The sequence below is a fragment of the Flavobacterium rhamnosiphilum genome (assembly GCF_004349195.1).
Classification (GTDB): Bacteria; Bacteroidota; Bacteroidia; order Flavobacteriales; family Flavobacteriaceae; genus Flavobacterium; species Flavobacterium rhamnosiphilum.
This window is the reverse complement of sequence record NZ_SMLG01000015.1, coordinates 50,407-73,022: the sequence shown is the minus strand read 5'-3', so window position 1 is coordinate 73,022 and position 22,616 is coordinate 50,407. Positions and strand designations below refer to the sequence as shown.

Below are 22,616 nucleotides of genomic sequence, written 5' to 3'. Positions count from 1 at the left end.
AAAGCGGGTGCAAAAGTACAACTTCTTTTTTTAACTGACAAGAAATTTTTGAAGTTTTTTTGAAAATTTTTATTTCCGTTTTTCTTCTCTTTTTCTTAGCAGTTTGTCAAGGAACTTCGCTTGTTTTGCGGGGTGCAAATGTAGTAAGCGTTTTCTAATCTCACAAGCTTTTTTGAATCTTTTTTAGAAAATAAATTTTATTGATTAATTCGTAGTACTTGTCAGTTTGTTAAAGAACGTCTGCGTCATTGCGGGTGCAAAACTAACACCTTTATCCCGTTATTCAAGCTTTTTAATCCCCTTTTTTTAATGTTTTTTTAACTCTCGCTTTAACTCGCTGGAAATATGACTTTTGGAATGAAACTATTTTCCTCTCCCCGACCCTCTCCGAAGAAGAGCGAGACGAAATGGGTAAAAACCATGGATGTCATTATATATAGGGAATCATATTATTATACCTATCTTTATTTATAGAATTCCTCTAAACACTAAGAGTTATTGCCGCTTTACTGGCGATGGACTTGCCGTAGTATCTGTAAAGAGTATCTTTAGTTGTCATTGCAGTTATGCAAACAAAAAGTTGCGTCTCATTCACAATCCATAAAAACTACAAAACAGACCAAATCAAAAGCATGCATGGGCTACCTTAATATAGAGATAAACACACTTTTTCACTTCACTCCTATATATCAGGTAACAAAATAGATGTTGCTGATGTGATTTCGCCTTCGTCGAAAGAACAAAATCTATGGAATACCCAACCCGCGTTAGGGATAAAAGTGAAAAGCCCACAGTCCCGCTTTTTTTGGCGGGACGAGGACTTGCAGCGGATAGCCCGACTCATTATATAAAGAGAGGCAACTACCCGCTAAGATAATTGCCTCGCTTTATATTATGAGGAACGCACAAATTGTTTTTATTATCCGTTCTTCTTTTCCATACTTTCTAATGTCATATTAGAAAGTATAGATTTGTCTTGTTTCAAAACATCATCATCACTCGCGTATTGATCTTTTTTCTTTATCAAAAGCCAAGCATTTTTCTGTTTGATTTTAAGTTTCACCAATGCGAATTCGCCTTTGAGTTTTTTTCCATCAAGAATAAAACTAAAATGCCCTTCTTGTAAGTCGGATTTTAATTTATTTTCGACATCTTCTACATCATCTATATCAGCTAAGGAGTAGGTTCCATTATCCCAAACGATAACATTCCCTGCACCATAATTTCCTTCGGGAATAGTACCTTCAAAATCCTTATAACTATAAGGATGATCTTCCACCATAATCGCAAGTCTTTTATCTGTCGGATTCATGGACGGACCTTTAGGTATGGCCCAACTTTTTAATACACCATTCATTTCCAATCGAAAATCATAATGTAAATGAGAAGCGGCATGTTTTTGCACCACGAAAATCAATTCGGTTGACGATTTTTTAATTTCACCTTCAGGCTCGGCGGTGGAATTAAAATTACGCTTTTGATTGTATTTATTCAAAGACATAGCAAAGTAGGATTAGCGTTGAAATTAATATAAAAGTTACGATTTTAATTTTGTTTCCAGCCTATAAATCTGATTTAATAACTTTTAAGCCCACTCCAAAAGTCAAATACATCAGAAAATACTCCAATCAAACTCAACCGTCATCAAGCCATACAATGCTACTGTTACAGGCAGATGAAGCCTTCTAATGCCTCTCATTTAATAGTTAATTAAAGGCTAAATATCCTTATAACAATCAAAAACAGTTTGAAATTTCAATAGATTTACAATCTTGAATCGATTACTAATTTATACCCATGTCAAAAGAAAAGTTACGAAAAGATAGAACCTGCCTCAACTGTAATCATGAAGTGGACCAACGTTATTGCCCTAACTGTGGACAAGAGAATACTAAAACTAGTAAATCCTTTCATCACCTGTTTATTCATTTCTTTGAAGACTTAACTCATTATGATAATGCATTCTGGAGGACTATTTTTTATTTGTTTTTCAAACCCGCTGCTCTAACAAAAGCCTATATATCAGGAAAGCGATTGTCTTTTTTGCCACCCATACGACTCTATATTTTTATCAGTTTTATCACTTTCTTATTGATATCAATATTCCCCAATGAAACTGTTAAAATAAAAAACACCCCTAACGTAAAAATAAGTAACGATGTCATTGTCCCTACAATAGATTCATTACATATTGAAGAGAAAAGCGTAGATGGATTAACAAAAGTGGGGATATTATCCCAAAAGAATAATGACACCATAAAAAAAATCTTGCAGCAAACGGAAGAAATAGATAAAAAAGAAGTTGCCGATTTTGGATATAAATCTATTAACGAATTAGACTCAATACAAAAAAACGGTGCCGAAAAAACAAAAGTTAGTTCAACCGAGTACTGGTTCCTTAAAAAGTGGCTTTCCGTAAAAGAAGAAAATACAAATGAAGAAATTATTGAAAAGTTCAGTGAATCTTTTACCAATAATCTATCAAAGGTATTGTTTATGTATATGCCGGTTTTTGCCTTTATTTTATGGCTTTTTCACGATAAAAAAAGATGGCTCTATTTTGATAATGGTATTTTCACCCTACACTATTTTTCCTTTTTGCTTTTACTGATTTTAACTCTATTTTTTATAGACAAACTTTTCCCTGTATTTGGGAGTAATCCTGTTTTAGGTTGGATACATTTTGGTATAAAATCAATTGGAATTTCTTGGATGATTTATTATTTTTTTCCGGCACACCGCCGCTTTTATGGCGAAAAATTCATGCTCTCTTTTTTAAAAAGCAGCGCAATTATTATTGTTAATTTATTAATTATCACTATTTTGATAATTCTATTTGCACTATATACTTACATAAATATTCACTAAAGAACAACTGGAACACATAATAATCTCATAATTAAAAAGGTCAACGTTAGCCCTTATCCCCTGTATTCTCATCCAAATTGTTGTGATCATCACCACCTATACTGTAATGGTTATTCTCTTCGTCTTCGTTTCCTGAATTTTCCTGATCGTCATCTAATTCTGAGCCTGGAATGTCTAAATCACCGCCAGAAACATCCTCTTCAAAATTTTTTTCATTTAATTTTCTAACATTATTTATTTCAACTGGCGCCTTCTTTTTAGAAAGATCTTCCGGGTCTATTTCTATTTCTTTATGGAATTGACTATATATATCTTCGCTTGGAGGATATAAAAGAGAATCTGGGATTGCATTTTTATCCTTCTTACCTGGTTTTCTTTTGTCAAAATTTAATTTATCCCCTTTATTATTCATCTTACATTTATTTAAATGATTTTCAATACACTAAGTTAATCATTTTTAAATAAAACCGACATAAATTCCATAAATTATTCCGTATAAATGACTAACTTTAAACCACTTAACCAGTCACCAAATCATCTATCAATCCTATTACTAATTTTAAAAAAATAAAAACATGAGCCTATTAACTGACAACGTAATTCCAGGAAATCATGGTACAATTTTCGGAACAAATGCTACGGAGGATTCCGATTTAATGGAAATTAAAACTAGCTTATTGGAATTAGACGGAATAAAAGATGTGCTGCTGAATACCGAGATTTTTCCTAGAGAATTTACAGTACATACCACCAAAATGATATCCGTAACTGATATTGAAAATAAAGTGAAGTCAGTGGGATTTCATGCTATTCCAAAAGATTTATTCGAGCTTTAATATTTCGGAAAAAATACTAAAAAAATAGCCCGATTCAATTAATCTCAAATTATTTAAAAAAGAAGAAAAATGGAAACTGAAAAAACAATTTACCAATTACACGAAGAACACAAAACATGGCTAAACAAACTTTTGTTTTATAAAGATGAACTTAAAATTATGGCTGATCGAATTTCGGAGGTGGCGGAAAAGAATACTTCTAAAGAAGTACGCTCCTTAGCGGATCATTTCAATAATCAGCTGATTATTCAAAAGGAACAAATTGACATCTTAAATCATGATATTAAAAGTCACGAATCATATCTTGAGGAAGCAGTACAGAATAATCCTAATGCTATTGATCATGAAAAATTTTCAGACCATAAAAAGCATAGAAAAAGCATTGCTGTTTTTGAAAAACTATTTAAAGATTTGAGGGAAGAATCGATTGATTTTCTATCGAAATGGATGTGAATTTCAATGGCTTTTAAAAATTTGCTTTTCTAAATTTGTTTTTTACACATATATATCGTAATATTGCAATATAAATATATAACAATGGGAATCACTAAATCAGAACATTTCACAGACAAGCAAAACGAATTAGCAACTTTGGCGAAAGCCATAGGCCATCCTGCCCGTATAGCCATAATAGAACATCTAATAAAAGTAAACAGTTGCATGTGCGGTGATATCGTAAACGAACTGCCTCTGGCGCAACCTACCGTTTCACAACACCTGAAGGAACTAAAAAATGCCGGACTCATAAAAGGTAATTTTGAAGGGAATGCCATTTGTTACTGCCTCAATGAAGAAGGTTTTAATAAAATAAAAGACTTTTTTCAGCACATCAATACCTATTTAGAAAACAAAAAAAATCAATGTTGCTAATTTTTAAATTATAAAAAAATGAAACTATCAGAAATTAAAAAACAGTTGAACACGTTAGATAACGTCGCTTTTGTATTGCCAAACGGTACTTATGTTCCAGAACATTTTCACGTAACCGAAGTGGGTTTAATCACCAAAAACTTTATTGACTGCGGTGGAAAAGTTCGAAAAGAAACCGTTGTAAATTTCCAATTATGGGATGCCAATGACTTTGAACACCGTCTAAAACCACAAAAACTTTTGAATATTATCGCTCTTTCAGAAAAAGTATTGGGTATTGAAGATTATGAAGTGGAAGTAGAATTCCAAGCAGAAACTATTGGGAAATACGATATTGGTTTCAACGGAACAGCATTCACTTTATTAAACAAACAAACCGCTTGCTTAGCCCAAGATCAATGTGGCATTCCAGCAGAAAAACAAAAAGTGAAATTATCCGAAATACCAAGTCAACCCAATAGCTGTACTCCTGGAGGAAGCTGTTGCTAATTTTAATACTATAAAATGGACTTAACCAAAACCAGCCTGTTTCCAGCAATCGAAAAGGCAATCCGTGCTTTTGATTTTGAAAACATAGCTACAGAACGTAAAATAACTTTGCAGCCACTTATTGATTTTATTCAAAATAAAATTACCAACCAACAAGAAGTTAGGCTGAACTTTATTTGCACGCATAATTCCAGAAGAAGCCATTTATCGCAAGTTTGGGCACAAACTGCAGCTACATATTATACTATTAAAAATGTATTTTGTTATTCTGGTGGTACCAAAGCAACTGCTTTATTTCCTATGGCTGCCAAAACATTGGAGCAATCGGGTTTTAAAATTAAAGCCATTGCAGCAGGAAACAATCCAATTTATGCCATAAAATATGGGGAGAATGAGCATCCTATTATTGGTTTTTCAAAAACCTATGATGACGATTTTAATCCGAAAAGTGAATTTGCAGCGATATTGACTTGCTCACAAGCTGATGGAGGTTGTCCGTTTATTGCAGGCGCTGAAAAGCGTATTCCAATCACATTTGAAGATCCGAAAGCATTTGACAATACGCCACAGCAAGCAGAAAAATATCAAGAACGCAGTTTGCAAATTGCTACCGAAATGTTTTATGTATTCTCTCAAATCAAATCACACTAATGGCATTACATAAAAAAAGATTAAACTTTCTCGATAGTTACCTTACACTTTGGATATTTCTGGCAATGGCAATTGGCGTTTCCATTGGTTACTTTATACCGTCAAGCAGCAGTTTCATCAATTCCTTTTCCAGCGGAACGACCAATGTTCCTTTGGCAATTGGATTAATATTGATGATGTATCCGCCATTGACTAAAATTGATTTTTCAAAAATTCCTTTGATGTTTGAAAAGCCAAAATTACTGAGCGCCTCTTTTTTAATCACCTGGATTGTTGGTCCGTTTTTAATGTTTTTATTAGCCACTTTCTTTTTGAAAGATTATCCGGAATACATGACCGGTTTAATCATAATTGGAATTGCGCCTTGTATTGCAATGGTAATTGTCTGGAATGAATTAGCCGAGGGAAACAGGGAATTAACAGCGGGTTTAATCGGGATTAATAGTTTGCTTCAAGTATTCTTTTTTGGTTTGTATGCTTATTTTTATTTAGAAATCATGTTGCCATTATTTGGAATAAAAGGATTGGAATTAAATATTACGGTTGCCCAAATTGCTACAACAGTTGGGATTTATTTAGGAATTCCATTTGCATTAGCAATAATTAGCCGCTATATCATTAAGAAATTCATTGGCGACAAATGGTTCAACCAGAAGTTTATTCCTTTTGTTTCACCCATTACCTTGATTGCTTTACTATTTACAATCGTAATCATGTTCAGTTTAAAAGGCGAAATGATTGTTGATTTACCGCTAGATGTCATTCGAATTGCTATTCCGCTCGTCATTTTCTTCACTATTATGTTTTTCCTGATGTTTTTTGTTTCAAAAAAAATAGGAGCCAATTATAGAGATGCCGTTGCGCTATCATTCACCGCATCGGGCAATAATTTTGAGTTGGCCATTGCAGTATCAATCGGAGTTTTCGGCATCAATAGCGGACAAGCATTTGCAGGAGTTATTGGACCATTAGTGGAAGTCCCGGCTTTGATAATCTTGGTAAACGTCGCTTTTTGGTTGAAGAAAAAATATTATACTAAATCTGGATTAAGAACAGAAACTAAACCTCTATAGATTGAAACCTATCAATTTGATACTATACTTAAAGCCTAAAGGATTAACAAAATCAACACTGACTCGCAGATTATTAAAGTATGTGAAATCAGTGTTGATTTATTTTAATTAGATTAAAAACATTATTGCCTTTTATAAATTTCTACAACATCAGTCTTGAATTTATTCTTTAGCCATGCTATCAGTTTTTGTTTTTCGCCAGTATTCAGATCTTTTTTACTTTCATATAGCACTACAGTGATCACTTTTTTGGTTGATTGATTTTCATTAAACACATGATTTGCAATGGCAATATTCTCAATCTCAGGAAACAGTATTTTTGTTTCATTCAAAATAGCATTATTATCAAACTTTAAAGAAGTAATTTGACTTTGCAATTTAGCTATAATCAAATCTTTCTCACTCATTGTTTTGTTATTAAAACTAATTTCATTCAAAATATCTTGCTTCAAATCAGTCGTATCTTGAATAATATTCAATACGGTATTGTTCAACTCATAGGCTTTTAATTTCTCGTTAAGTGATTTGATTTCAACATTATCAAATCTCTTTCTCAAAAAAGCAATCTCTATTTTCTTTGGATTTGAAGTAAATTGCGTTTTTTTGTACAGAACAGTATATCCTTTATCAATAAACTCTACTTTTAAAAAGAGTTCTACTTTTTCTTTGTATTTTTTTTCTTCGAAGAGCTGATACGCAAAAAAGATACTCGGTACTATCAAAGCTAAAGTCAAAAAAGAAATCATATATTTAACTCTCTTTTCAGTCTTTAAATTGGTTTGTTTAACGATTGGATATTTTAAATATTTTACAATTATGAAAGTTGCAATACAAATAAAAACACAATTAATAGTGTACAAATACATTGCACCAAAAAAGAATTTAAAATTACCCAAAGCTAAACCGTAACCCGCCGTACATAATGGTGGCATCAGTGCCGTTGCGATTGCAACTCCTGGAATAGGATTCCCTTTTTCTACCCTGGTCATGGCTATTACTCCAACAAGTCCTCCAAAAAATGCGATGAAAATATCATAAATATTAGGTGATGTTCTTGCTAAAAGTTCTGATTGTATGTCTTTAAAAGGACTTAAAAAAAAGTAAATCGTAGAAACCACCAAACTTACAACAGTGGCAATAAGAAGATTTTTAAGTGATCTTTTGAGTAAATTAAAATCATAAATCCCTAAACCAAAACCCGCTCCAATGATTGGCCCCATCAAAGGTGAAATAAGCATTGCACCAATGATTACGGCAGTTGAATTTACATTCAAACCAACCGAAGCCACTACAATTGCACAAGCCAAAATCCATAAATTAGAACCTCGGAAAGAAATGTTTGACTTTACATTATCTAATACTTTTTTCTTGTCTTCTTCTCCGCTATGTAGATCAATAAAATTAACTACTTTATTCATTACTTTTTTTATTTCTTATTTCAACTCAACATTACTTTAAAAATCAGAGGCAAAATCGTAACTCCCATCAATAATAGTTAGCAAGATAGCCAATTTAGAAATAATTTAGGATTTTCTTAGCCCTCAAAAATCAATTACCTAATAACAATTTACATTTTAAATCAAAATCACTAATTAACACATCACAATTGATTCCGCATAATGATAATACTTTAGCATTCCTTATCTCATTAAGAGAAAATCATCCCTTTGTCATCATGTTTTTTTAATATCCCATTTTCAAGACAAGACCAGTAAATATAAAAGCCCGAAATCTAAAATTGATTTCGGGCTTCTCCATTAATTCTAAAATAAATTATTCAATAGGAAGAATAAGTGTTGAAGTTATAGCTTCCAAAACCTCAAAAGCAGTTTCAGCCATTTTATTTCCTTTGGTATCCAATAATGGATTCACCTCCACAAATTCGATGCAAACAACCTTTTTGGTTTGAATAATTTGATTGATAATCGCTATAATTTCATACTGATCAAAACCTTTGGGAACCGGCGTACCTGTTCCATAAGAAATCATATCGCAATCCATGGAATCTACATCAAAAGAGATATACAAAACTTCACAATGCGTTAATTTTGATAAAGCTTCGGCGACACACGTTTGCAATCCTCTGAAACGTACCTCATCAACTTTATAGTTTTTGATCTGTAATTTTTCAATTTGCTTGTCCTCTGCTTCTTCCGTATCCCGGACACCAAAATAAATCAGATTTTCAGCTAAAACTTTCGCTCCTTTATATCCAATATTTTTCATTGATTCCCAATGTTGTTGGGTTTCGGGAGTTACTTCATTGATTTGGCAACTCAAATTATCGTCCGCAAGAGCCGCAGCCAATGGCATGCCATGAATATTACCCGAAGGAGACGTATATGGCGAATGTAAATCCGCATGGGCATCAATCCAAATAACACCTAGTGTTTGTTCTGGATACGCCGCTTTTATACCACTTATTGTTCCTAATGCCGAAGAATGATCTCCTGATAATACTATCGGAAAAAAATGATCTTCTAAATTATTCTTGACAGCATTACAAACTCTGGTACACTGTTCCACCACATGTTCAATTCTTTTGGCAAATGCATTTCGGTTTTTATCATAGATGGATTCGTTATGCGTTTCTACATCTTCAAACTCAAATTGATTAAAATAATCGCTGTCTCGATTAATTGCGGCAATTTCGATAGCATCAATTCCTAAATCAGAACCTCGAGTACCAGCACCAATATCGGATCTGTTCTTTATTAATTTTATTGCTTTTCCCATTGTAACTAGATTATCTGAAATCGTTTAATGCTCTTTCGATAATAGCAAGGCATTCCTGGATTTGAGATTCAGTAATTACCAATGGCGGCGCTAAACGAATTTTATTACCATGTGTTGGTTTTGCCAATAATCCGTATTCGCTGAATTTCATACAAATATTCCAAGCCAAATCAGATTCTTCATCACAATTGATCACAATCGCATTCAATAATCCTTTACCTCTAACCAATGTGATTAATGAATTTCTAGAAGCAATCTCGTTAAGTCCGGTTCTTAAAACTTCCCCTAAGTGAGCTGCATTTTGTGCCAAATCTTCCTCTTTTACTACTTCAAGCGCAGCAATAGCGACAGCAGCAGCAATAGGATTTCCTCCAAAAGTAGAACCGTGTTGTCCTGGCTTAATAACATTCATGATGTGATCATTGGTCAAAACAGCCGAAACCGGATAAACACCTCCCGAAATCGCTTTTCCTAAAATTAAAATATCCGGTTGTACATTTTCATGATTCACGGCTAATAATTTTCCTGTACGTGCAATTCCTGTTTGTACTTCATCAGCAATAAATAAAACATTATGTGCTTCACAAAGCGCTTTAGTTTTTGCTAAATACCCTTCGGCAGGAACATAAACACCAGCTTCTCCTTGAATGGGTTCCACTAAAAATCCTGCAATATTTTTGGTTGATTTCAATACGTTTTCTAATGCTTCAACATCATTGTATGGAATTTTGATAAATCCGGCTGTAAAAGGTCCAAAGTTTTTACGGGCAGTTTCATCATTCGAAAATGAAATAATTGTTGTTGTTCTTCCGTGAAAATTGTTTTCACAAACGATAATTTGTGCTTCATTTTCAGGGATGCCTTTTATCTCATAAGCCCATTTTCGGCATAATTTCAAAGCGGTCTCAACCGCTTCAGCACCTGTATTCATTGGTAACACTTTATCGAAACCAAAATACTTGGTCACATATTCTTCATACGGTCCCAGTTGATCATTATGAAAAGCACGTGAAGTCAACGTCAGTGTTTGCGCTTGTTTTACCATCGCGCCAACAATTTTTGGGTGACAATGTCCTTGATTCACGGCAGAATATGCCGATAAAAAATCATAATATTTTTTTCCGTCCACATCCCAAACATAAACGCCTTCGCCTCTTTCTAAAACTACAGGTAAAGGATGGTAATTGTGAGCTCCATATTGATTCTCTTTTGCTATCAGCGCTTCAGATTTTGAAGAAAGGTTTTGTTCTGTATGTGTCATGATGTTTCTATTTTAATATAATAAAGTACAAAATTACTATTTTTTTTTAATTTACCAATAAAAATAAATGTTTTGACTTTTAAAAAGATATTATTTAAAAATATTTCTTTAATTTTGATTAAAAATAAGTCATTTTTAAATAATTAATTCGATTTACAGATGTATTTCGAAATAAATAAAAATAAGTACTTTTATACAAATACAAAAGCATCATTTATAATTAAAACAACATGGATATATTAGACGAATTCGACATCAATATCATCAAAGAATTAGAGAAAGACGGAAGAATGGCTTATTCTGCCATCGCAGCCAATCTAAAAATATCAAACACAATGGTGCATCAACGCATCAATAGATTAACGGAACAGGGAATACTTACCGGAATAAAACCCGTGATTAATGAAAAGAAAATAGGATATGATTGGGGAGCTTTCACAGGAATCACCTTAAATAAAGACCACGATTCTGACCGAATTATCGAAGAATTGAAAAACATTCCCGAAATAACAGAATGCTATTATATTACCGGTTCATACACCCTTTATATAAAAATCATTGCGAAAGACCATGAACACATGCGAAAAGTTCTTTATGAAAAAATAGACAATATTCCCGGTATCGCCAAAACCGATTCCATAATTGAACTGGGCTGTGCTTTCAAACGAAATGTAAGTCTCTAACGTAATATTCCATAAAAATGAAGTTTTTCAAGAACCATGTACCGCTGGCAGTTTTAGTTTTTTGCTTTAGTTTTCCAATGTTCTCACAAAACACGACAGCTGCAGCAATAGAAAGGCTCAAAAAACTGGCGCAACAAGTGACTATCATCAGAGACAATTGGGGAATTGCGCACGTATATGGTAAAACCGATGCTGATGCCGTTTTTGGAATGTTGTATGCGCAATGTGAAGACGATTTCAAACGGGTAGAAATGAATTATATCGAAAAACTGGGAAGACTTTCCGAAATCAAAGGACAATCCGTTTTGTATAATGATTTAGAAATTAAACTTTTGATTGATGCCAATGAAGCGAAAGCTGATTATAAAAAAGCAGCGCCTTGGTTGAAAAAATTATTAAACAGTTATGCGGACGGAATCAACTTTTACCTGCACAATCACCCCGAAGTGAAGCCTGCTTTATTGACTCATTTTGAACCTTGGTTTCCGTTACTTTGGACAGACGGCAGCATTGGAGCCATAAGCACCGCCGGACTTTCTACAGGAGAATTGAAAGTTTTTTATTCCGGAAACACCGATAAAGTGGCGTATATAGAACGAGAGAAAGACGTACAAACAGGTTCTAACGGATTTGCAATTGCACCTTCAAAAACAGCTTCTGGAAATGCTATTTTGTACATCAACCCGCATACTACTTTTTATTTCCGACCAGAAATACAAATGAACAGTGAAGAAGGATTGAATGCATACGGAGCGGTAACTTGGGGACAATTTTTTATTTATCAAGGATTTAACGAAAACTGTGGCTGGATGCATACCTCTTCAAATGTTGATGTAGCGGATATGTATGCCGAGAAAATCGTAACTAAAAACAACAAACTATTTTACGAATACGATACCAAATTAGTTCCGGTTATCGAGAAAAAAATAACCATCAAATATTTGGAAAACGGAAAACTGATTCCTAAAACATTCAACACCTATTACACCAATCATGGTCCAATTATGGCCAAAAGGGACGGGAAATGGATTAGCTTAAAATCGAATAATCGTTCGATGAAAAGTCTGGAGCAAAGTTGGGTACGAACAAAATCAAAAGGATTTGAGGATTACAAAAAGGCAATGGATTTGAAAGCCAATACCTCAAACAATACCGTTTATGCGGATAAAGAAGGGAACATCGCCTACTGGCATGGAAATTATATTCCCATTCGAGATAAAAAACTCAATTGGTCTAAAGTGATGGACGGCACAACACCGGCAACGCAATGGAAAGGGTTACACGAAGTTTCAGAAACGGTTCATTCCTACAATCCCACAAACGGCTGGCTGCAAAATTGTAATGCTACACCTTATACAGTAGCTGGTGACAATAGTCCAAAAGAGGAAAACTACTTACCTTACATGGCTCCCGATGGAGAAAGTTTCAGAGGACTAAATGCTGTCCGATTATTGAGTAAAGGCAATACCTATACGTTAGACAAAGTAATTGCCGACGGTTATGACACAAAACTGACCGCCTTTGAATTTTTAATACCATCATTAATTAGCAGTTTCGAAAAAAACATCAGTAAAGATAATGTCCTTTATTCCGAATTATCGGGACCAATAACCTTACTAAAAAATTGGGATTATTATGCCCAAGAGAATTCTGTCTCCACAACATTAGCCATAGAATGGGCCTATAAATTAGACCCGATTATTCAAAAAGTATACATCAATGAAGGTGAAATGGATCAAGTTGAGAACACCATAAATTTTGCAAAAAACGCTACACCAGACCAATTGGTACCTCAGCTACAAATGGTGATAAACGAATTGAAAAATAAATTTGGAACTTGGCAAATTCCTTGGGGAGAAATCAATCGTTTCCAGAGAACTACGGGAGACATTAATATGACTTACAATGATACTTTACAAAGTTTACCCATAGGTTATGGTCCGGCACTTTGGGGTAGCCTACCCGCTTATAAAAGTAATTATCAAAAAGACACCAAAAAACGCTACGGAACTAACGGAAACAGTTTTGTGTGTGCGGTAGAATTTGGAACAAAAATAAAAGCAAAATCATTACTTGCGGGAGGGAACAGTGGAGATCCAAAATCAAAGCATTTTTACGATCAGGCTGAAATGTACCGAAAAGGAGAATTCAAAGACGTACTTTTTTACAAAGAAGATATTCAAAAAAATGCGGAACGCACTTATCACCCGGGGGAGTAATTTCTTATGCTCATTCAGTACATGCCCTTACATATCCTGAGCTGGAAATGATAATTCTAAAGGATCAGCTTACAATGAAAAAGCAGCCAAACGTTCTTGGGAGTACTTGAATTCTTTCTTAAAACAAGTTTTGAAATAATTTAGTAAATATATTTTTTCAAAAACGGTATAAGTTCGGTTTTTTTGTTAGTTTTATGCATTAAAATTTAACAAAAAGTCAAGAATTTATACTATTTTTTTTATGTCAAAAAGTAAAATCAGGAACGACAAAACCTGTCTCAATTGTAGGTATGTGGTCGAAAATAGATTCTGTCCTAATTGTGGACAGGAGAATACCGATACCCGAAAAACGTTTCATCACTTGTTCTTCCACTTCATTGAGGACCTTACCCATTATGAAAATGCCTTTTGGAAAACAATCAAAAACCTATTGTTCAAACCGGCATCCTTAACAAAGGAGTATTTATCAGGAAAACGATTGTCTTATTTGGCTCCAGTTAGATTGTATATTTTTATAAGTTTTATCACGTTTCTATTGATTGCCATTTTCCCCAGTGAGATCAATTCTCCCGAAAAAACTATTGAAAAGGAATCTACCATTACCACCAAAAACAAATCGTTTCAGAATACCATATCCAAAAATGATTCGGTTAAAAAGAGCCAAACTGCTTCAAATGAGGAAGAAGAGGAATTTCAAGATTTTGGATACGACTCCGTGGAACAATTGGACTCTATCCAAAAAAATGCTCCAGAATCAAAAAAGCTGACTGATTTCAGTTATTGGGCCAACAGAAAATTCCAAATTGTAAAAGACAATAACTCAAAAGGAGAATTACTTGAAAAATTCATAAGCTCCTTTACCCATAATTTACCAAAAGTCCTTTTTGTATTCATGCCTATTTTTGCTTTTTCCCTCTGGCTTTTTCACGGCAAAAAACGTTGGTATTACTTTGATCATGGTATTTTCACCTTACATTACTTTTCCTTTTTGTTATTACTATTTTTGTTATTGTTTCTAATTAACAAAGGATTGACACCATTTTCAGAATCGAGTCTCGTTTCTTTCATACAGATACTAATTAATTTTATTGGTATTGGATGGATGTTTTATTATTTCTATCCGGCGCACCGTCGCTTTTATGGGGAAACTCGCTTTATCTCCTTTATAAAATGCAGCCTGCTATTTTTCATCAACTTTATACTAGTCTCTATTATATTATTACTTTTTGCCATTTATACATTTATCAATTTACATTAAAAACATGAAAAAAATCCCTTTTTTAGGTCTACTGGTAGTTTTAAATATAAGCTGCACTACTCAAAAAATGAGTATAACCAATACCGACCCTACAAAATACATGAATACAATTACGTCTGACGAACTAAAAACACACCTTTACATTGTAGCTTCAGACGAAATGGAAGGCCGCGAGACAGGCTCTGCAGGTCAGAAAAAAGCAGGTGTTTACCTCATTGACCAATACAAGAAAAACACCGTTCCCTTTCCTACTGGTGCTTCAGACTATTACCAAAAAATTCCTGCTGCTTTTCTAAATGCCAAACGCAATGAAAACTTACCGGATTCCGAAAACATTTGGGCTTACATTGAAGGATCTGAAAAACCAAATGAAGTGCTTGTGATTTCTGCCCATTACGATCACGTAGGTGCAAAAGAGGGAGAAATTTATAACGGTGCTGATGATGATGGTTCAGGAACCGTAGCTTTACTTGAAATTGCGCAAGCGTTTCAAATCGCTAAAAAAGAAGGACACGGTCCAAAACGCTCCGTGCTATTTCTTCACGTTACCGGCGAAGAGCATGGCTTGCATGGCTCAAGATATTACTCAGAAAACCCTTTGTTTCCTTTAGCCAATACGATAACTAATATCAATATTGACATGATAGGCCGCCGTGATGAAGCACATGCTGGCAGCAATAATTACGTGTATGTTATCGGTGCAAACCGATTGTCAACGGATTTAGATAACATTTGCACCCTTGCAAACGCTAAATACACTAATTTGGATTTAGATTATAAATACAATGATCCTAAAGATCCAAACCATTTCTATGAGCGTTCTGATCATTACAATTTTGCCAAAAATGGAATTCCTTCTGTATTCCTTTTCAATGGTGTACATGCTGATTATCACAAACCAACGGACAGTCCGGACAAAATTGAATACGATGCGTTAACCAAAAGAGCCCAATTTGCATTTGTAACTGCTTGGGAACTGGCAAACCGTACCGAAAGACCTATTGTAGATAAAAAATAGTTTTAGTATTTGGACACATCCACGCTTTCACTAGCGTTACAGCGTGGTCAGGCTATCCGTTGCAATCTTTTATTACCCTGTCAGGGTTTAAAACCCAAACAGGGTAATAAAAGGATTTCCACTGCTATCCCTTGTGCAAACCCCATAAAAAAAGAGCTTTGAATCACTTCAAAGCTCTTTTTTTATCATTAATTTATTTAAACCCTTTCGTCAAACTCCATTTTATCTGCACTATCTATTTTGTATAATGGTTTCTCCATTGGCAATGTAAAATAAAAAGAAGAACCTTCGCCTTCTATACTTTCTACCCATATTTCACCACCATTTTTTTCTAAAAACCCTTTTACTAACAATAATCCAATCCCGGCACCCTTATTTTCTATTCTAGCTTTTGAAAGAATATCCATTTGTGGCGTAAAAAGTTTGTCTTGAATTTCTTTTGACATACCAACACCGGAATCTTTTATCTGAACTATTATTTTATCTTCTTTAGTTTTTGCTGAAACCATAATTTCCCCTCCAGGCAGTGAATGTTTAATAGCATTCGAAACTATATTCTGAATAACGGAAAGTAGCATTTTTCCATCAGCAAAGACTTTAGTATTCACATCAATTTCATGATGAAGATTTATTGTATTTAAAGAAGCGGTATCATTTAAAGTGTCGAAAACTTTTTGGACATACTGGACCAGTTCAATTTTTCTTGGAGAAAATACTTCTGCTGCGTATTTTATTCTTGCCCATTCCACTAGGTAGTCTAACATATTCAATTCATCAATTGATGCTTTGTAAAGGAGCTCAAGCATTTCTTTAACTGTGCTTGGATCCATTTTTTCAAAATTTGATTTCAAATAACCCGTAGTAGCAATAATACTAGACAATGGGCTTCTCAAATCATGCGAAAGTATAGCAAGAACGCTTTCCTTATGAGTGTTCAGATCTTCCAGTTCTTTTACATAATTTTTTATCGCGTCTTCTGATTTCTTTCTTTCTGTTAAGTCGCGTAGGATTTTAACGTATCCTAACATCTCTCCATCTATTCCAGTGAGTGGAAAAACCAGACCATAGGCATAAAATTCACTCTTGTCTTTGCAAATGTGCCATCTATTATCTGTTGCTCTTCCCTCCTTTAATGCAGTTTCAATTTCATTTTTCGAAATACCATTTTGTATATCTTCATCTGTAAAAATTATATCAAAATGTTTTCCAATAATTTCATCTGGTTCATAACCAAAAATTTTTGTTGCCCCTGAACTCCAGCTGTTGATTATAAATTCATTGTCAAGAGTAAAAATCGAGTAATCTTGTAAACTATCAATTATTTGGCTATAAAACTCGGCTGTTGGAATGTAATTACTTCTAAGAATTTTAGAATTGATTTTCTCGTTTTCCATTAAATTATGTAAATAATATTTAAAAAATTGAAAGCTTATTTTCGGTTGATTTAACTTTGCAATGCGTTCAAAGATACACAAAAGAAAATACGATGTATGTAAAACAAATAATATAACCCCTAACAGGAATTGCCTTAATTTGTTTAATCATGAAATCCTAAATAACTTCTTTAATTGCACTCTGATACTATTCCCTTTTACAATATTCAAGCCAATAAAGTAACCCCTACAATCTCACGAAACTTTATCCCACAAAAAAAGCCTCGAATTTTTTCGAAGCTTTTGCAAAATACTCAATTTTTGTCTTGTAAGATAAAATGTGATTTACACTATTTTTTATAAATCAAGGGATAATTTTAAATTTCCACCCAAACCATCTTTAATAATTCGCATTAAAGTAGATAGTCTAATGTCACTTGCATTATTTTCAATTCTTGAAATATAGCTTTTGGTAGTCCCCACTCTTTCTGCAAGTTCTTCTTGAGTTAAATGCTGTTTTTTTCGGGCTTCTTGTATTAAAACACCTAATTTGAAGGTGTCAAACTCTTCTTCAAATTTCTCTCTGGTCTCAGTACCTGCTTCGCCATAATACTCTTCAAGGTGAGCAGTAAATGGTTTTATGTTTTTATTTGTTTTCATAATATTCTTTCTTAAGTTTTTCGGCTCTAATGATTTCGCTTTTGGGAGTCTTTTGCGTTTTTTTCTGAAATCCGCTTAATAGAATTACAAGATTTCCTTCGTCAAAAAAGCAAAAAATTCTAAAATTTCCGTTTCCGGCTGCAACTCTAATTTCCCAAAGTCCATCTGTATTTGTTAAATGTTTAAGAAATTTATCAGGAACAATTTTCATAGTTTGAATAAGAAGAATTGTCCAATCCATTTTCTTTCTGACATCGACAGACTGTTTTCTATAGAAATCTGTAAAATACTCTTTATAAATACCTACTTCTCGCTTAAACTCCTTCAATAGAATTAATTATTAGATTTCTACAAAGTTATCTAATTAGATAACATTATCAAAACTTTAAGCAAAAAACTTTACCCCACAAAAAAAGCCTCGAATTTCTTCGAAGCTTTTGCTTTCTGGGTGGGAGACGGGGCTCGAACCCGCGACCCTCGGTACCACAAACCGATGCTCTAACCAACTGAGCTACAACCACCATTTGCTTAGCGGTGGCAAATATACGACATAAGTTTACTTCTGCAAATATTTTTTTTAAAAAATTACATGAAATTTACATCAAATCTGCTAAGCTATTGACTGCCAAATATCTTTCTACAGTAAAACCTTCCGCATGATCTACTCCAATGAGCCTTCCTAAATCTCTGGAACGGTAATTCAAGCTTTCTAAGAAGTTTTTACTGGTTATTGGTGACTCCGGTTCGTTGGAATTTGCATCATAAAACTGAGAACCGTAAGCCAAAATTGACTCGATTTTTTTATCGGTAAAACCTGTAATGTCAACCACAAAATCAGGCTCTATATTTTTCCACTGTATATAATGATAGACTAATTTTGGTCTCCAAGCAGTTTGCTTCTCCCCTTCTGATGTGGTTTCAATTTTCATCAAGCCAGATAAAAAACAAGCATCCGAAACCAGTTTACTTCCCTTTTCATGATCAATATGACGGTCATCAATTGCATTACACAAAACAATTTCCGGTTGGTACTTACGAATCATTTTTATAATTTCTAATTGATGCTTTTCATCATTGACAAAAAACCCATCACGCATTTCTAAATTTTCACGTGCTGAAACACCCAGAATCTTTGCAGCAGCATTCGCTTCTTGATTTCTGATTTCAGCTGAACCTCGGGTTCCTAATTCACCACGGGTCAAATCAATAATCCCAACCGTTTTACCTAACGAGATTTCTTTTAAAATGGTTCCTGCACAACCCAATTCCACATCATCAGGATGCGCACCAAAAGCAAGTATGTCTAATTTCATCTAAATTTATTTAATATTTTCTCGTTTAATGTATAACGTTCTTGCATAGACCTAAAATCTGGAATTTTTATCCTAAATCTAAAACCTTTTTCATTGTCATCGATTTATTGACACTTTCTTTCCACTCTTTTTCAGGAATACTGTCTTTTGTAATACCACAACCCACATACAAATGCGCCTGATTATCTTTGATTTGCATACATCGCAAATTGACATACAAATCGGATTTTAATTCTTCTTTATTAAACCCTTCCTTGTTTAATTCCCCTAAAAAACCGGTATAATATTCTCTGTCGTAGCCTTCATTTTTAATAATAAAATTTTTAGCGGCCTCTTTTGGCAATCCGCATACGGCGGGTGTTGGATGCAAAACAGAAACTACTTGTTTCAAACTTGAATTCTCATTTATTACCCCTTCAATATCTGTTTTAATATGCGCTAAAGTTCCCGCCTGTAACGTATAAGGGCTCGAAACTGCCACTTCTGAAGTCAGGTTCTTTAGATTATTCAAAATAAAATCGGTAACAAACTGTTGCTCTTCCATTTCTTTTTTCTCCCAAACTACTTCTGTCGTACCTTGAAGTTTTTGCGTTCCAGCTAATGCCATCGTATAAAAGGTATTGTTATTGGCCTTCAGCAATCGTTCTGGTGTAGCGCCCATCCATAATCCTATTTTTGGATGAAACCAACAATAGCAAAAAGCAGTTGGATAACTTTGAATTAACTTTTCAAAAATTGAAACTAAATCAAAATTTGACAAATCAACGATTTCTTTCCTGGATAGAACCACTTTTTTTAAAGGCCCTTTTGCAATAGCATCAATCCCTTTTTGAACAAGTATTTCAAAATGTTCTTTAGCCTGTATATCTTCTGAATCTGTGAAATCAGAATCCTCATTTTCTTTAAAAGAAGTAATCAAGGCTTCCCATTTTACGGACAGATTTTTAGGAATAAGTATCATTTGGCTACCTTCAAAAGGAGCAAAAACAAAACCTGTTTCTTCAAAATTTTCAGCAAAATACAAATGGTCATTATTTTGAAAAAAACCCACTAATTTGATATCATTTGGTTTTCTGTATAATACAAAAGGTAAATTTTGAGCTTTTTGTTGTTTTACTTTTATAAAAAAATCAATCATACGCTAAATTTTTAAAATGGATTTCAATAAAAAACTACTGACAATTCTTATTTTTTTCTTTGGTCAAAACCATATTCGTCAATTTGCAAAGCGACACCAAATTTCCTTCTTCATCCGTAATTTTAATTTCCCAAAGATGCAGACTTCTTCCTTTGTGAATGATTCGTGCTGTTCCAAAAACAAATCCTTCACGAATACTTTTTAAATGATTCGCCGAAATCTCAATTCCGCGTACCTCCTGCTCTTTGTCGTTAATAAAAAAATGAGACGCGGCACTTCCCACACTTTCTGCCAAAGCCACCGAAGCACCGCCATGCAACAATCCCATGGGTTGATGAACGGATGAATCAACAGGCATTCTGGCCACCAGAAAACCTTCGCCAGCATCTATGTATTCAATATTTAAGGTCTCCATCAACGTGTTTTTTGAAAACTGATTACAGTATTCAAGCATTTTATCTTTATCTAATGTCATAGAATTGCTTTTTAAAATGTAAAAATAATTAAAAGATAAGTCACAAAATAGTAAATGCAATTGTTATTCTAAATTCAAACTTAAAATCGTTCCCAATACTATTAGATTTTTCCTATTTTTACAAAAAAATACAACTAAATGCGTCCCATCACATTACTGTTTTTTATTGGAATAGTGCTTTCTATTTTTTCCTGTCGTTCCGATTTTGAGACTGTAGCAAGCACCGGCGATTTGAAATTTTCGAAAGACACCATTTATTTAGATACCGTTTTTACCAGCATAGGTTCCAGTACATACCGACTCAAAGTGTACAATAAAAGCAAAAATGACATTACCATTCCAAGCATTAAACTAGGAAAAGGATTAAACTCAAAATACCGAATGACCGTTGATGGAATGCAAGGGACAGACGGGAAAATTTTCAACAATGTGGATCTTTTAGCAAAAGACAGTTTGTATATCTTCATAGAAACCACCGCAAATATTGCAGATGCTAACCCAACTGATTTTTTATACACCGATCAAATTCAGTTTGACAGTGGCGAAAATTTACAAAATGTGGAATTAGTAACCCTTATACAAGATGCCGTTTTCCTTTATCCAAAACGTTTTGCTGATGGCACTACTGAAACACTTCCTATTGGAGACGAAAAAATTGATGGATTTTATCTTGATGAAAATGATCCCATAAATGGCAATGAATTACAGTTTACGAATGACAAACCGTATGTGATTTATGGCTACGCAGCTGTTCCTTCGAATAAAACGGTCACTTTTGAGGCTGGAACCAAAGTTCATTTTCATGCTAATTCTGGACTTATTGTAGCCAATAATGCCTCTATTAATATTAATGGAACACTGTCAACAACCGATAAACTAGAAAACGAAGTCATTTTTGAAGGTGACCGATTAGAACCTGATTTTTCTGATGTGCCGGGACAATGGGGAGCAATTTGGCTTACTGATGGCAGTACGAATAACACTTTTAATCATCTGACAATTAAAAATGCAACCATTGGTTTGTTAATTCAAAATAATGATGGCACAACCGTTTCTATCAAAAACACCCAAATATACAATAGCAGTAACTACGGAATTTTGGCGCAGACCGCAAAAATTAACGGGGAAAATTTAGTCATCAACAATGCCGGACAAGCTAGTTTAGCCTGTTCGTATGGCGGAAATTATTCATTTACACATTCCACCTTCAATAATAACTGGAACAGCTCGCAACAAGTGGCGGTTTTTGTGAGCAATTATATAACAGGCGCAATTCCTGAAGTAAAAGATTTAACCGCAGCAACATTCAACAACTGCATTATCTATGGTTCGTATTCTACTGAAATGATATTGAATAAAAAAACTGGAGCTGCTTTCGAATATCAATTCAACAATTGCCTGCTTAAATTTGATAACGTTTCCAATCAATTCACGACGAATCCCGATTATCAGTTCAATACAGATCCAACACATTACAATGCCATAATTCTAAACAAAAACCCGAATTTTTTTAATATATCACAGAACAAATTCAATATTGACGAAACTTCTGCCGCTTTCGCAAAAGGGAATTCGGCATATCTGATTCCTTTTGATATTTTAGGGAATACCAGAACTTTGCCACCCGATTTAGGTGCCTATCAAAACAAATCATTTCCGAAATAATTTAAAAAGTCTTTTCTTTTGTCCCTTGTT

General features: G+C 33.9%; 23 protein-coding genes and 1 tRNA gene. 12 read left to right on the top strand and 12 right to left on the bottom strand.

The window, feature by feature from the left end; translation table 11 throughout:
* Positions 1-919: 919 nt before the first annotated feature.
* On the bottom strand, positions 920-1,501 hold the full coding sequence (locus tag E0I26_RS15455) for a DNA polymerase ligase N-terminal domain-containing protein (protein ID WP_131917343.1): 582 nt from the start codon (positions 1,499-1,501) through the stop codon (positions 920-922).
* A gap of 296 nt (positions 1,502-1,797) precedes the next feature.
* Here E0I26_RS15455 and E0I26_RS15450 point away from each other — a divergent pair, with 296 nt between their 5' ends.
* The gene (locus E0I26_RS15450) at positions 1,798-2,868 is read left to right on the top strand and encodes a DUF3667 domain-containing protein (protein WP_131917342.1); all 1,071 of its coding nucleotides are present in this window, start codon (positions 1,798-1,800) and stop codon (positions 2,866-2,868) included.
* A 46-nt stretch (positions 2,869-2,914) separates the two neighbouring features.
* On the opposite strand, the gene E0I26_RS15445 is transcribed toward E0I26_RS15450, so the two are convergent.
* Entirely contained in the window at positions 2,915-3,280 is a 366-nt protein-coding gene (locus tag E0I26_RS15445; protein ID WP_131917341.1) for a hypothetical protein, read from the bottom strand.
* 163 nt (positions 3,281-3,443) lie between these two features.
* Between E0I26_RS15445 and E0I26_RS15440 the strand changes: the two genes are divergently transcribed.
* The 6 genes from E0I26_RS15440 (at position 3,444) to arsB (ending at position 6,787) form a co-directional block, all read left to right on the top strand.
* Positions 3,444-3,704, top strand: a complete 261-nt coding sequence (locus E0I26_RS15440; RefSeq protein WP_131917340.1) for a heavy-metal-associated domain-containing protein — start codon at positions 3,444-3,446, stop codon at positions 3,702-3,704.
* Positions 3,705-3,773: 69 nt separating this feature from the next.
* On the top strand, positions 3,774-4,157 hold the full coding sequence (locus tag E0I26_RS15435) for a hypothetical protein (RefSeq protein ID WP_131917339.1): 384 nt from the start codon (positions 3,774-3,776) through the stop codon (positions 4,155-4,157).
* Positions 4,158-4,241: 84 nt separating this feature from the next.
* Positions 4,242-4,574 (top strand): ArsR/SmtB family transcription factor, encoded by a 333-nt coding sequence (locus E0I26_RS15430; protein WP_131917338.1) that lies wholly within the window; start codon positions 4,242-4,244, stop codon positions 4,572-4,574.
* Between the two features lie 18 nt (positions 4,575-4,592).
* The gene (locus E0I26_RS15425; RefSeq protein WP_131917337.1) at positions 4,593-5,063 is read left to right on the top strand and encodes a DUF6428 family protein; all 471 of its coding nucleotides are present in this window, start codon (positions 4,593-4,595) and stop codon (positions 5,061-5,063) included.
* Positions 5,064-5,078: 15 nt separating this feature from the next.
* Complete coding sequence (locus E0I26_RS15420; protein ID WP_131917336.1) at positions 5,079-5,714, top strand: arsenate-mycothiol transferase ArsC; 636 nt, start codon at positions 5,079-5,081, stop codon at positions 5,712-5,714.
* The gene (gene arsB, locus E0I26_RS15415; protein ID WP_131917335.1) at positions 5,714-6,787 is read left to right on the top strand and encodes an ACR3 family arsenite efflux transporter; all 1,074 of its coding nucleotides are present in this window, start codon (positions 5,714-5,716) and stop codon (positions 6,785-6,787) included. Before E0I26_RS15420 ends, arsB begins: the two co-directional genes overlap by 1 nt.
* Positions 6,788-6,909: 122 nt before the next feature.
* Here the strand turns inward: arsB and E0I26_RS15410 are convergent, their stop codons facing one another.
* From E0I26_RS15410 to rocD, 3 genes are all read right to left on the bottom strand, one after another.
* Positions 6,910-8,205, bottom strand: coding sequence for a TIGR00341 family protein (locus E0I26_RS15410; protein WP_131917334.1), 1,296 nt, complete (start codon positions 8,203-8,205; stop codon positions 6,910-6,912).
* Positions 8,206-8,560: 355 nt separating this feature from the next.
* Entirely contained in the window at positions 8,561-9,523 is a 963-nt protein-coding gene (locus E0I26_RS15405) for an arginase (protein WP_131917333.1), read from the bottom strand.
* 10 nt (positions 9,524-9,533) lie between these two features.
* The gene (gene rocD / locus E0I26_RS15400; RefSeq protein WP_131917332.1) at positions 9,534-10,784 is read right to left on the bottom strand and encodes an ornithine--oxo-acid transaminase; all 1,251 of its coding nucleotides are present in this window, start codon (positions 10,782-10,784) and stop codon (positions 9,534-9,536) included.
* Positions 10,785-11,014: 230 nt separating this feature from the next.
* Between rocD and E0I26_RS15395 the strand changes: the two genes are divergently transcribed.
* From E0I26_RS15395 to E0I26_RS15375, 4 genes are all read left to right on the top strand, one after another.
* The gene (locus E0I26_RS15395) at positions 11,015-11,467 is read left to right on the top strand and encodes an Lrp/AsnC family transcriptional regulator (protein ID WP_131917331.1); all 453 of its coding nucleotides are present in this window, start codon (positions 11,015-11,017) and stop codon (positions 11,465-11,467) included.
* Positions 11,468-11,484: 17 nt separating this feature from the next.
* Positions 11,485-13,686: a penicillin acylase family protein gene (locus E0I26_RS15390; protein WP_235831788.1), complete on the top strand. Its 2,202-nt coding sequence runs from the start codon at positions 11,485-11,487 to the stop codon at positions 13,684-13,686.
* A gap of 241 nt (positions 13,687-13,927) precedes the next feature.
* Positions 13,928-14,944, top strand: coding sequence for a DUF3667 domain-containing protein (locus E0I26_RS15380; protein ID WP_131917330.1), 1,017 nt, complete (start codon positions 13,928-13,930; stop codon positions 14,942-14,944).
* Between the two features lie 4 nt (positions 14,945-14,948).
* Entirely contained in the window at positions 14,949-15,962 is a 1,014-nt protein-coding gene (locus E0I26_RS15375) for a M28 family metallopeptidase (protein WP_131917329.1), read from the top strand.
* A gap of 197 nt (positions 15,963-16,159) precedes the next feature.
* On the opposite strand, the gene E0I26_RS15370 is transcribed toward E0I26_RS15375, so the two are convergent.
* From E0I26_RS15370 to E0I26_RS15340, 7 genes are all read right to left on the bottom strand, one after another.
* Positions 16,160-17,356 carry a PAS domain-containing sensor histidine kinase gene (locus E0I26_RS15370; RefSeq protein WP_131917328.1) on the bottom strand — a complete coding sequence of 399 codons (1,197 nt, stop codon included), beginning with the start codon at positions 17,354-17,356 and terminating at the stop codon, positions 16,160-16,162.
* A 336-nt stretch (positions 17,357-17,692) separates the two neighbouring features.
* Complete coding sequence (locus E0I26_RS15365) at positions 17,693-17,995, bottom strand: helix-turn-helix domain-containing protein (RefSeq protein WP_131917327.1); 303 nt, start codon at positions 17,993-17,995, stop codon at positions 17,693-17,695.
* Positions 17,982-18,323, bottom strand: coding sequence for a type II toxin-antitoxin system RelE/ParE family toxin (locus E0I26_RS15360; protein WP_131917326.1), 342 nt, complete (start codon positions 18,321-18,323; stop codon positions 17,982-17,984). The genes E0I26_RS15365 and E0I26_RS15360 overlap by 14 nt, the downstream gene beginning before the upstream one ends.
* 118 nt (positions 18,324-18,441) lie before the next feature.
* Positions 18,442-18,517 (bottom strand) — tRNA-His (locus E0I26_RS15355).
* A 74-nt stretch (positions 18,518-18,591) separates the two neighbouring features.
* Positions 18,592-19,308, bottom strand: coding sequence for a bacillithiol biosynthesis deacetylase BshB1 (gene bshB1 / locus E0I26_RS15350; protein WP_131917325.1), 717 nt, complete (start codon positions 19,306-19,308; stop codon positions 18,592-18,594).
* Between the two features lie 67 nt (positions 19,309-19,375).
* Entirely contained in the window at positions 19,376-20,446 is a 1,071-nt protein-coding gene (locus tag E0I26_RS15345; protein ID WP_131917324.1) for a chorismate-binding protein, read from the bottom strand.
* 34 nt (positions 20,447-20,480) lie between these two features.
* The gene (locus tag E0I26_RS15340; protein WP_131917323.1) at positions 20,481-20,921 is read right to left on the bottom strand and encodes a PaaI family thioesterase; all 441 of its coding nucleotides are present in this window, start codon (positions 20,919-20,921) and stop codon (positions 20,481-20,483) included.
* A 138-nt stretch (positions 20,922-21,059) separates the two neighbouring features.
* Here E0I26_RS15340 and E0I26_RS15335 point away from each other — a divergent pair, with 138 nt between their 5' ends.
* Positions 21,060-22,586: a hypothetical protein gene (locus E0I26_RS15335; RefSeq protein WP_131917322.1), complete on the top strand. Its 1,527-nt coding sequence runs from the start codon at positions 21,060-21,062 to the stop codon at positions 22,584-22,586.
* Positions 22,587-22,616 lie beyond the last annotated feature (30 nt).

Bases quoted from the DNA above. Each gene is read 5' to 3' on its own strand.
- E0I26_RS15455 (WP_131917343.1), bottom strand. From the start codon at position 1,501: ATGTCTTTGAATAAATACAATCAAAAGCGTAATTTTAATTCCACCGCC.
- E0I26_RS15450 (WP_131917342.1), top strand. From the start codon at position 1,798: ATGTCAAAAGAAAAGTTACGAAAAGATAGAACCTGCCTCAACTGTAAT.
- E0I26_RS15445 (WP_131917341.1), bottom strand. From the start codon at position 3,280: ATGAATAATAAAGGGGATAAATTAAATTTTGACAAAAGAAAACCAGGT.
- E0I26_RS15440 (WP_131917340.1), top strand. From the start codon at position 3,444: ATGAGCCTATTAACTGACAACGTAATTCCAGGAAATCATGGTACAATT.
- E0I26_RS15435 (WP_131917339.1), top strand. From the start codon at position 3,774: ATGGAAACTGAAAAAACAATTTACCAATTACACGAAGAACACAAAACA.
- E0I26_RS15430 (WP_131917338.1), top strand. From the start codon at position 4,242: ATGGGAATCACTAAATCAGAACATTTCACAGACAAGCAAAACGAATTA.
- E0I26_RS15425 (WP_131917337.1), top strand. From the start codon at position 4,593: ATGAAACTATCAGAAATTAAAAAACAGTTGAACACGTTAGATAACGTC.
- E0I26_RS15420 (WP_131917336.1), top strand. From the start codon at position 5,079: ATGGACTTAACCAAAACCAGCCTGTTTCCAGCAATCGAAAAGGCAATC.
- arsB (WP_131917335.1), top strand. From the start codon at position 5,714: ATGGCATTACATAAAAAAAGATTAAACTTTCTCGATAGTTACCTTACA.
- E0I26_RS15410 (WP_131917334.1), bottom strand. From the start codon at position 8,205: ATGAATAAAGTAGTTAATTTTATTGATCTACATAGCGGAGAAGAAGAC.
- E0I26_RS15405 (WP_131917333.1), bottom strand. From the start codon at position 9,523: ATGGGAAAAGCAATAAAATTAATAAAGAACAGATCCGATATTGGTGCT.
- rocD (WP_131917332.1), bottom strand. From the start codon at position 10,784: ATGACACATACAGAACAAAACCTTTCTTCAAAATCTGAAGCGCTGATA.
- E0I26_RS15395 (WP_131917331.1), top strand. From the start codon at position 11,015: ATGGATATATTAGACGAATTCGACATCAATATCATCAAAGAATTAGAG.
- E0I26_RS15390 (WP_235831788.1), top strand. From the start codon at position 11,485: ATGAAGTTTTTCAAGAACCATGTACCGCTGGCAGTTTTAGTTTTTTGC.
- E0I26_RS15380 (WP_131917330.1), top strand. From the start codon at position 13,928: ATGTCAAAAAGTAAAATCAGGAACGACAAAACCTGTCTCAATTGTAGG.
- E0I26_RS15375 (WP_131917329.1), top strand. From the start codon at position 14,949: ATGAAAAAAATCCCTTTTTTAGGTCTACTGGTAGTTTTAAATATAAGC.
- E0I26_RS15370 (WP_131917328.1), bottom strand. From the start codon at position 17,356: ATGGAAAACGAGAAAATCAATTCTAAAATTCTTAGAAGTAATTACATT.
- E0I26_RS15365 (WP_131917327.1), bottom strand. From the start codon at position 17,995: ATGAAAACAAATAAAAACATAAAACCATTTACTGCTCACCTTGAAGAG.
- bshB1 (WP_131917325.1), bottom strand. From the start codon at position 19,308: ATGAAATTAGACATACTTGCTTTTGGTGCGCATCCTGATGATGTGGAA.
- E0I26_RS15345 (WP_131917324.1), bottom strand. From the start codon at position 20,446: ATGATTGATTTTTTTATAAAAGTAAAACAACAAAAAGCTCAAAATTTA.
- E0I26_RS15340 (WP_131917323.1), bottom strand. From the start codon at position 20,921: ATGACATTAGATAAAGATAAAATGCTTGAATACTGTAATCAGTTTTCA.
- E0I26_RS15335 (WP_131917322.1), top strand. From the start codon at position 21,060: ATGCGTCCCATCACATTACTGTTTTTTATTGGAATAGTGCTTTCTATT.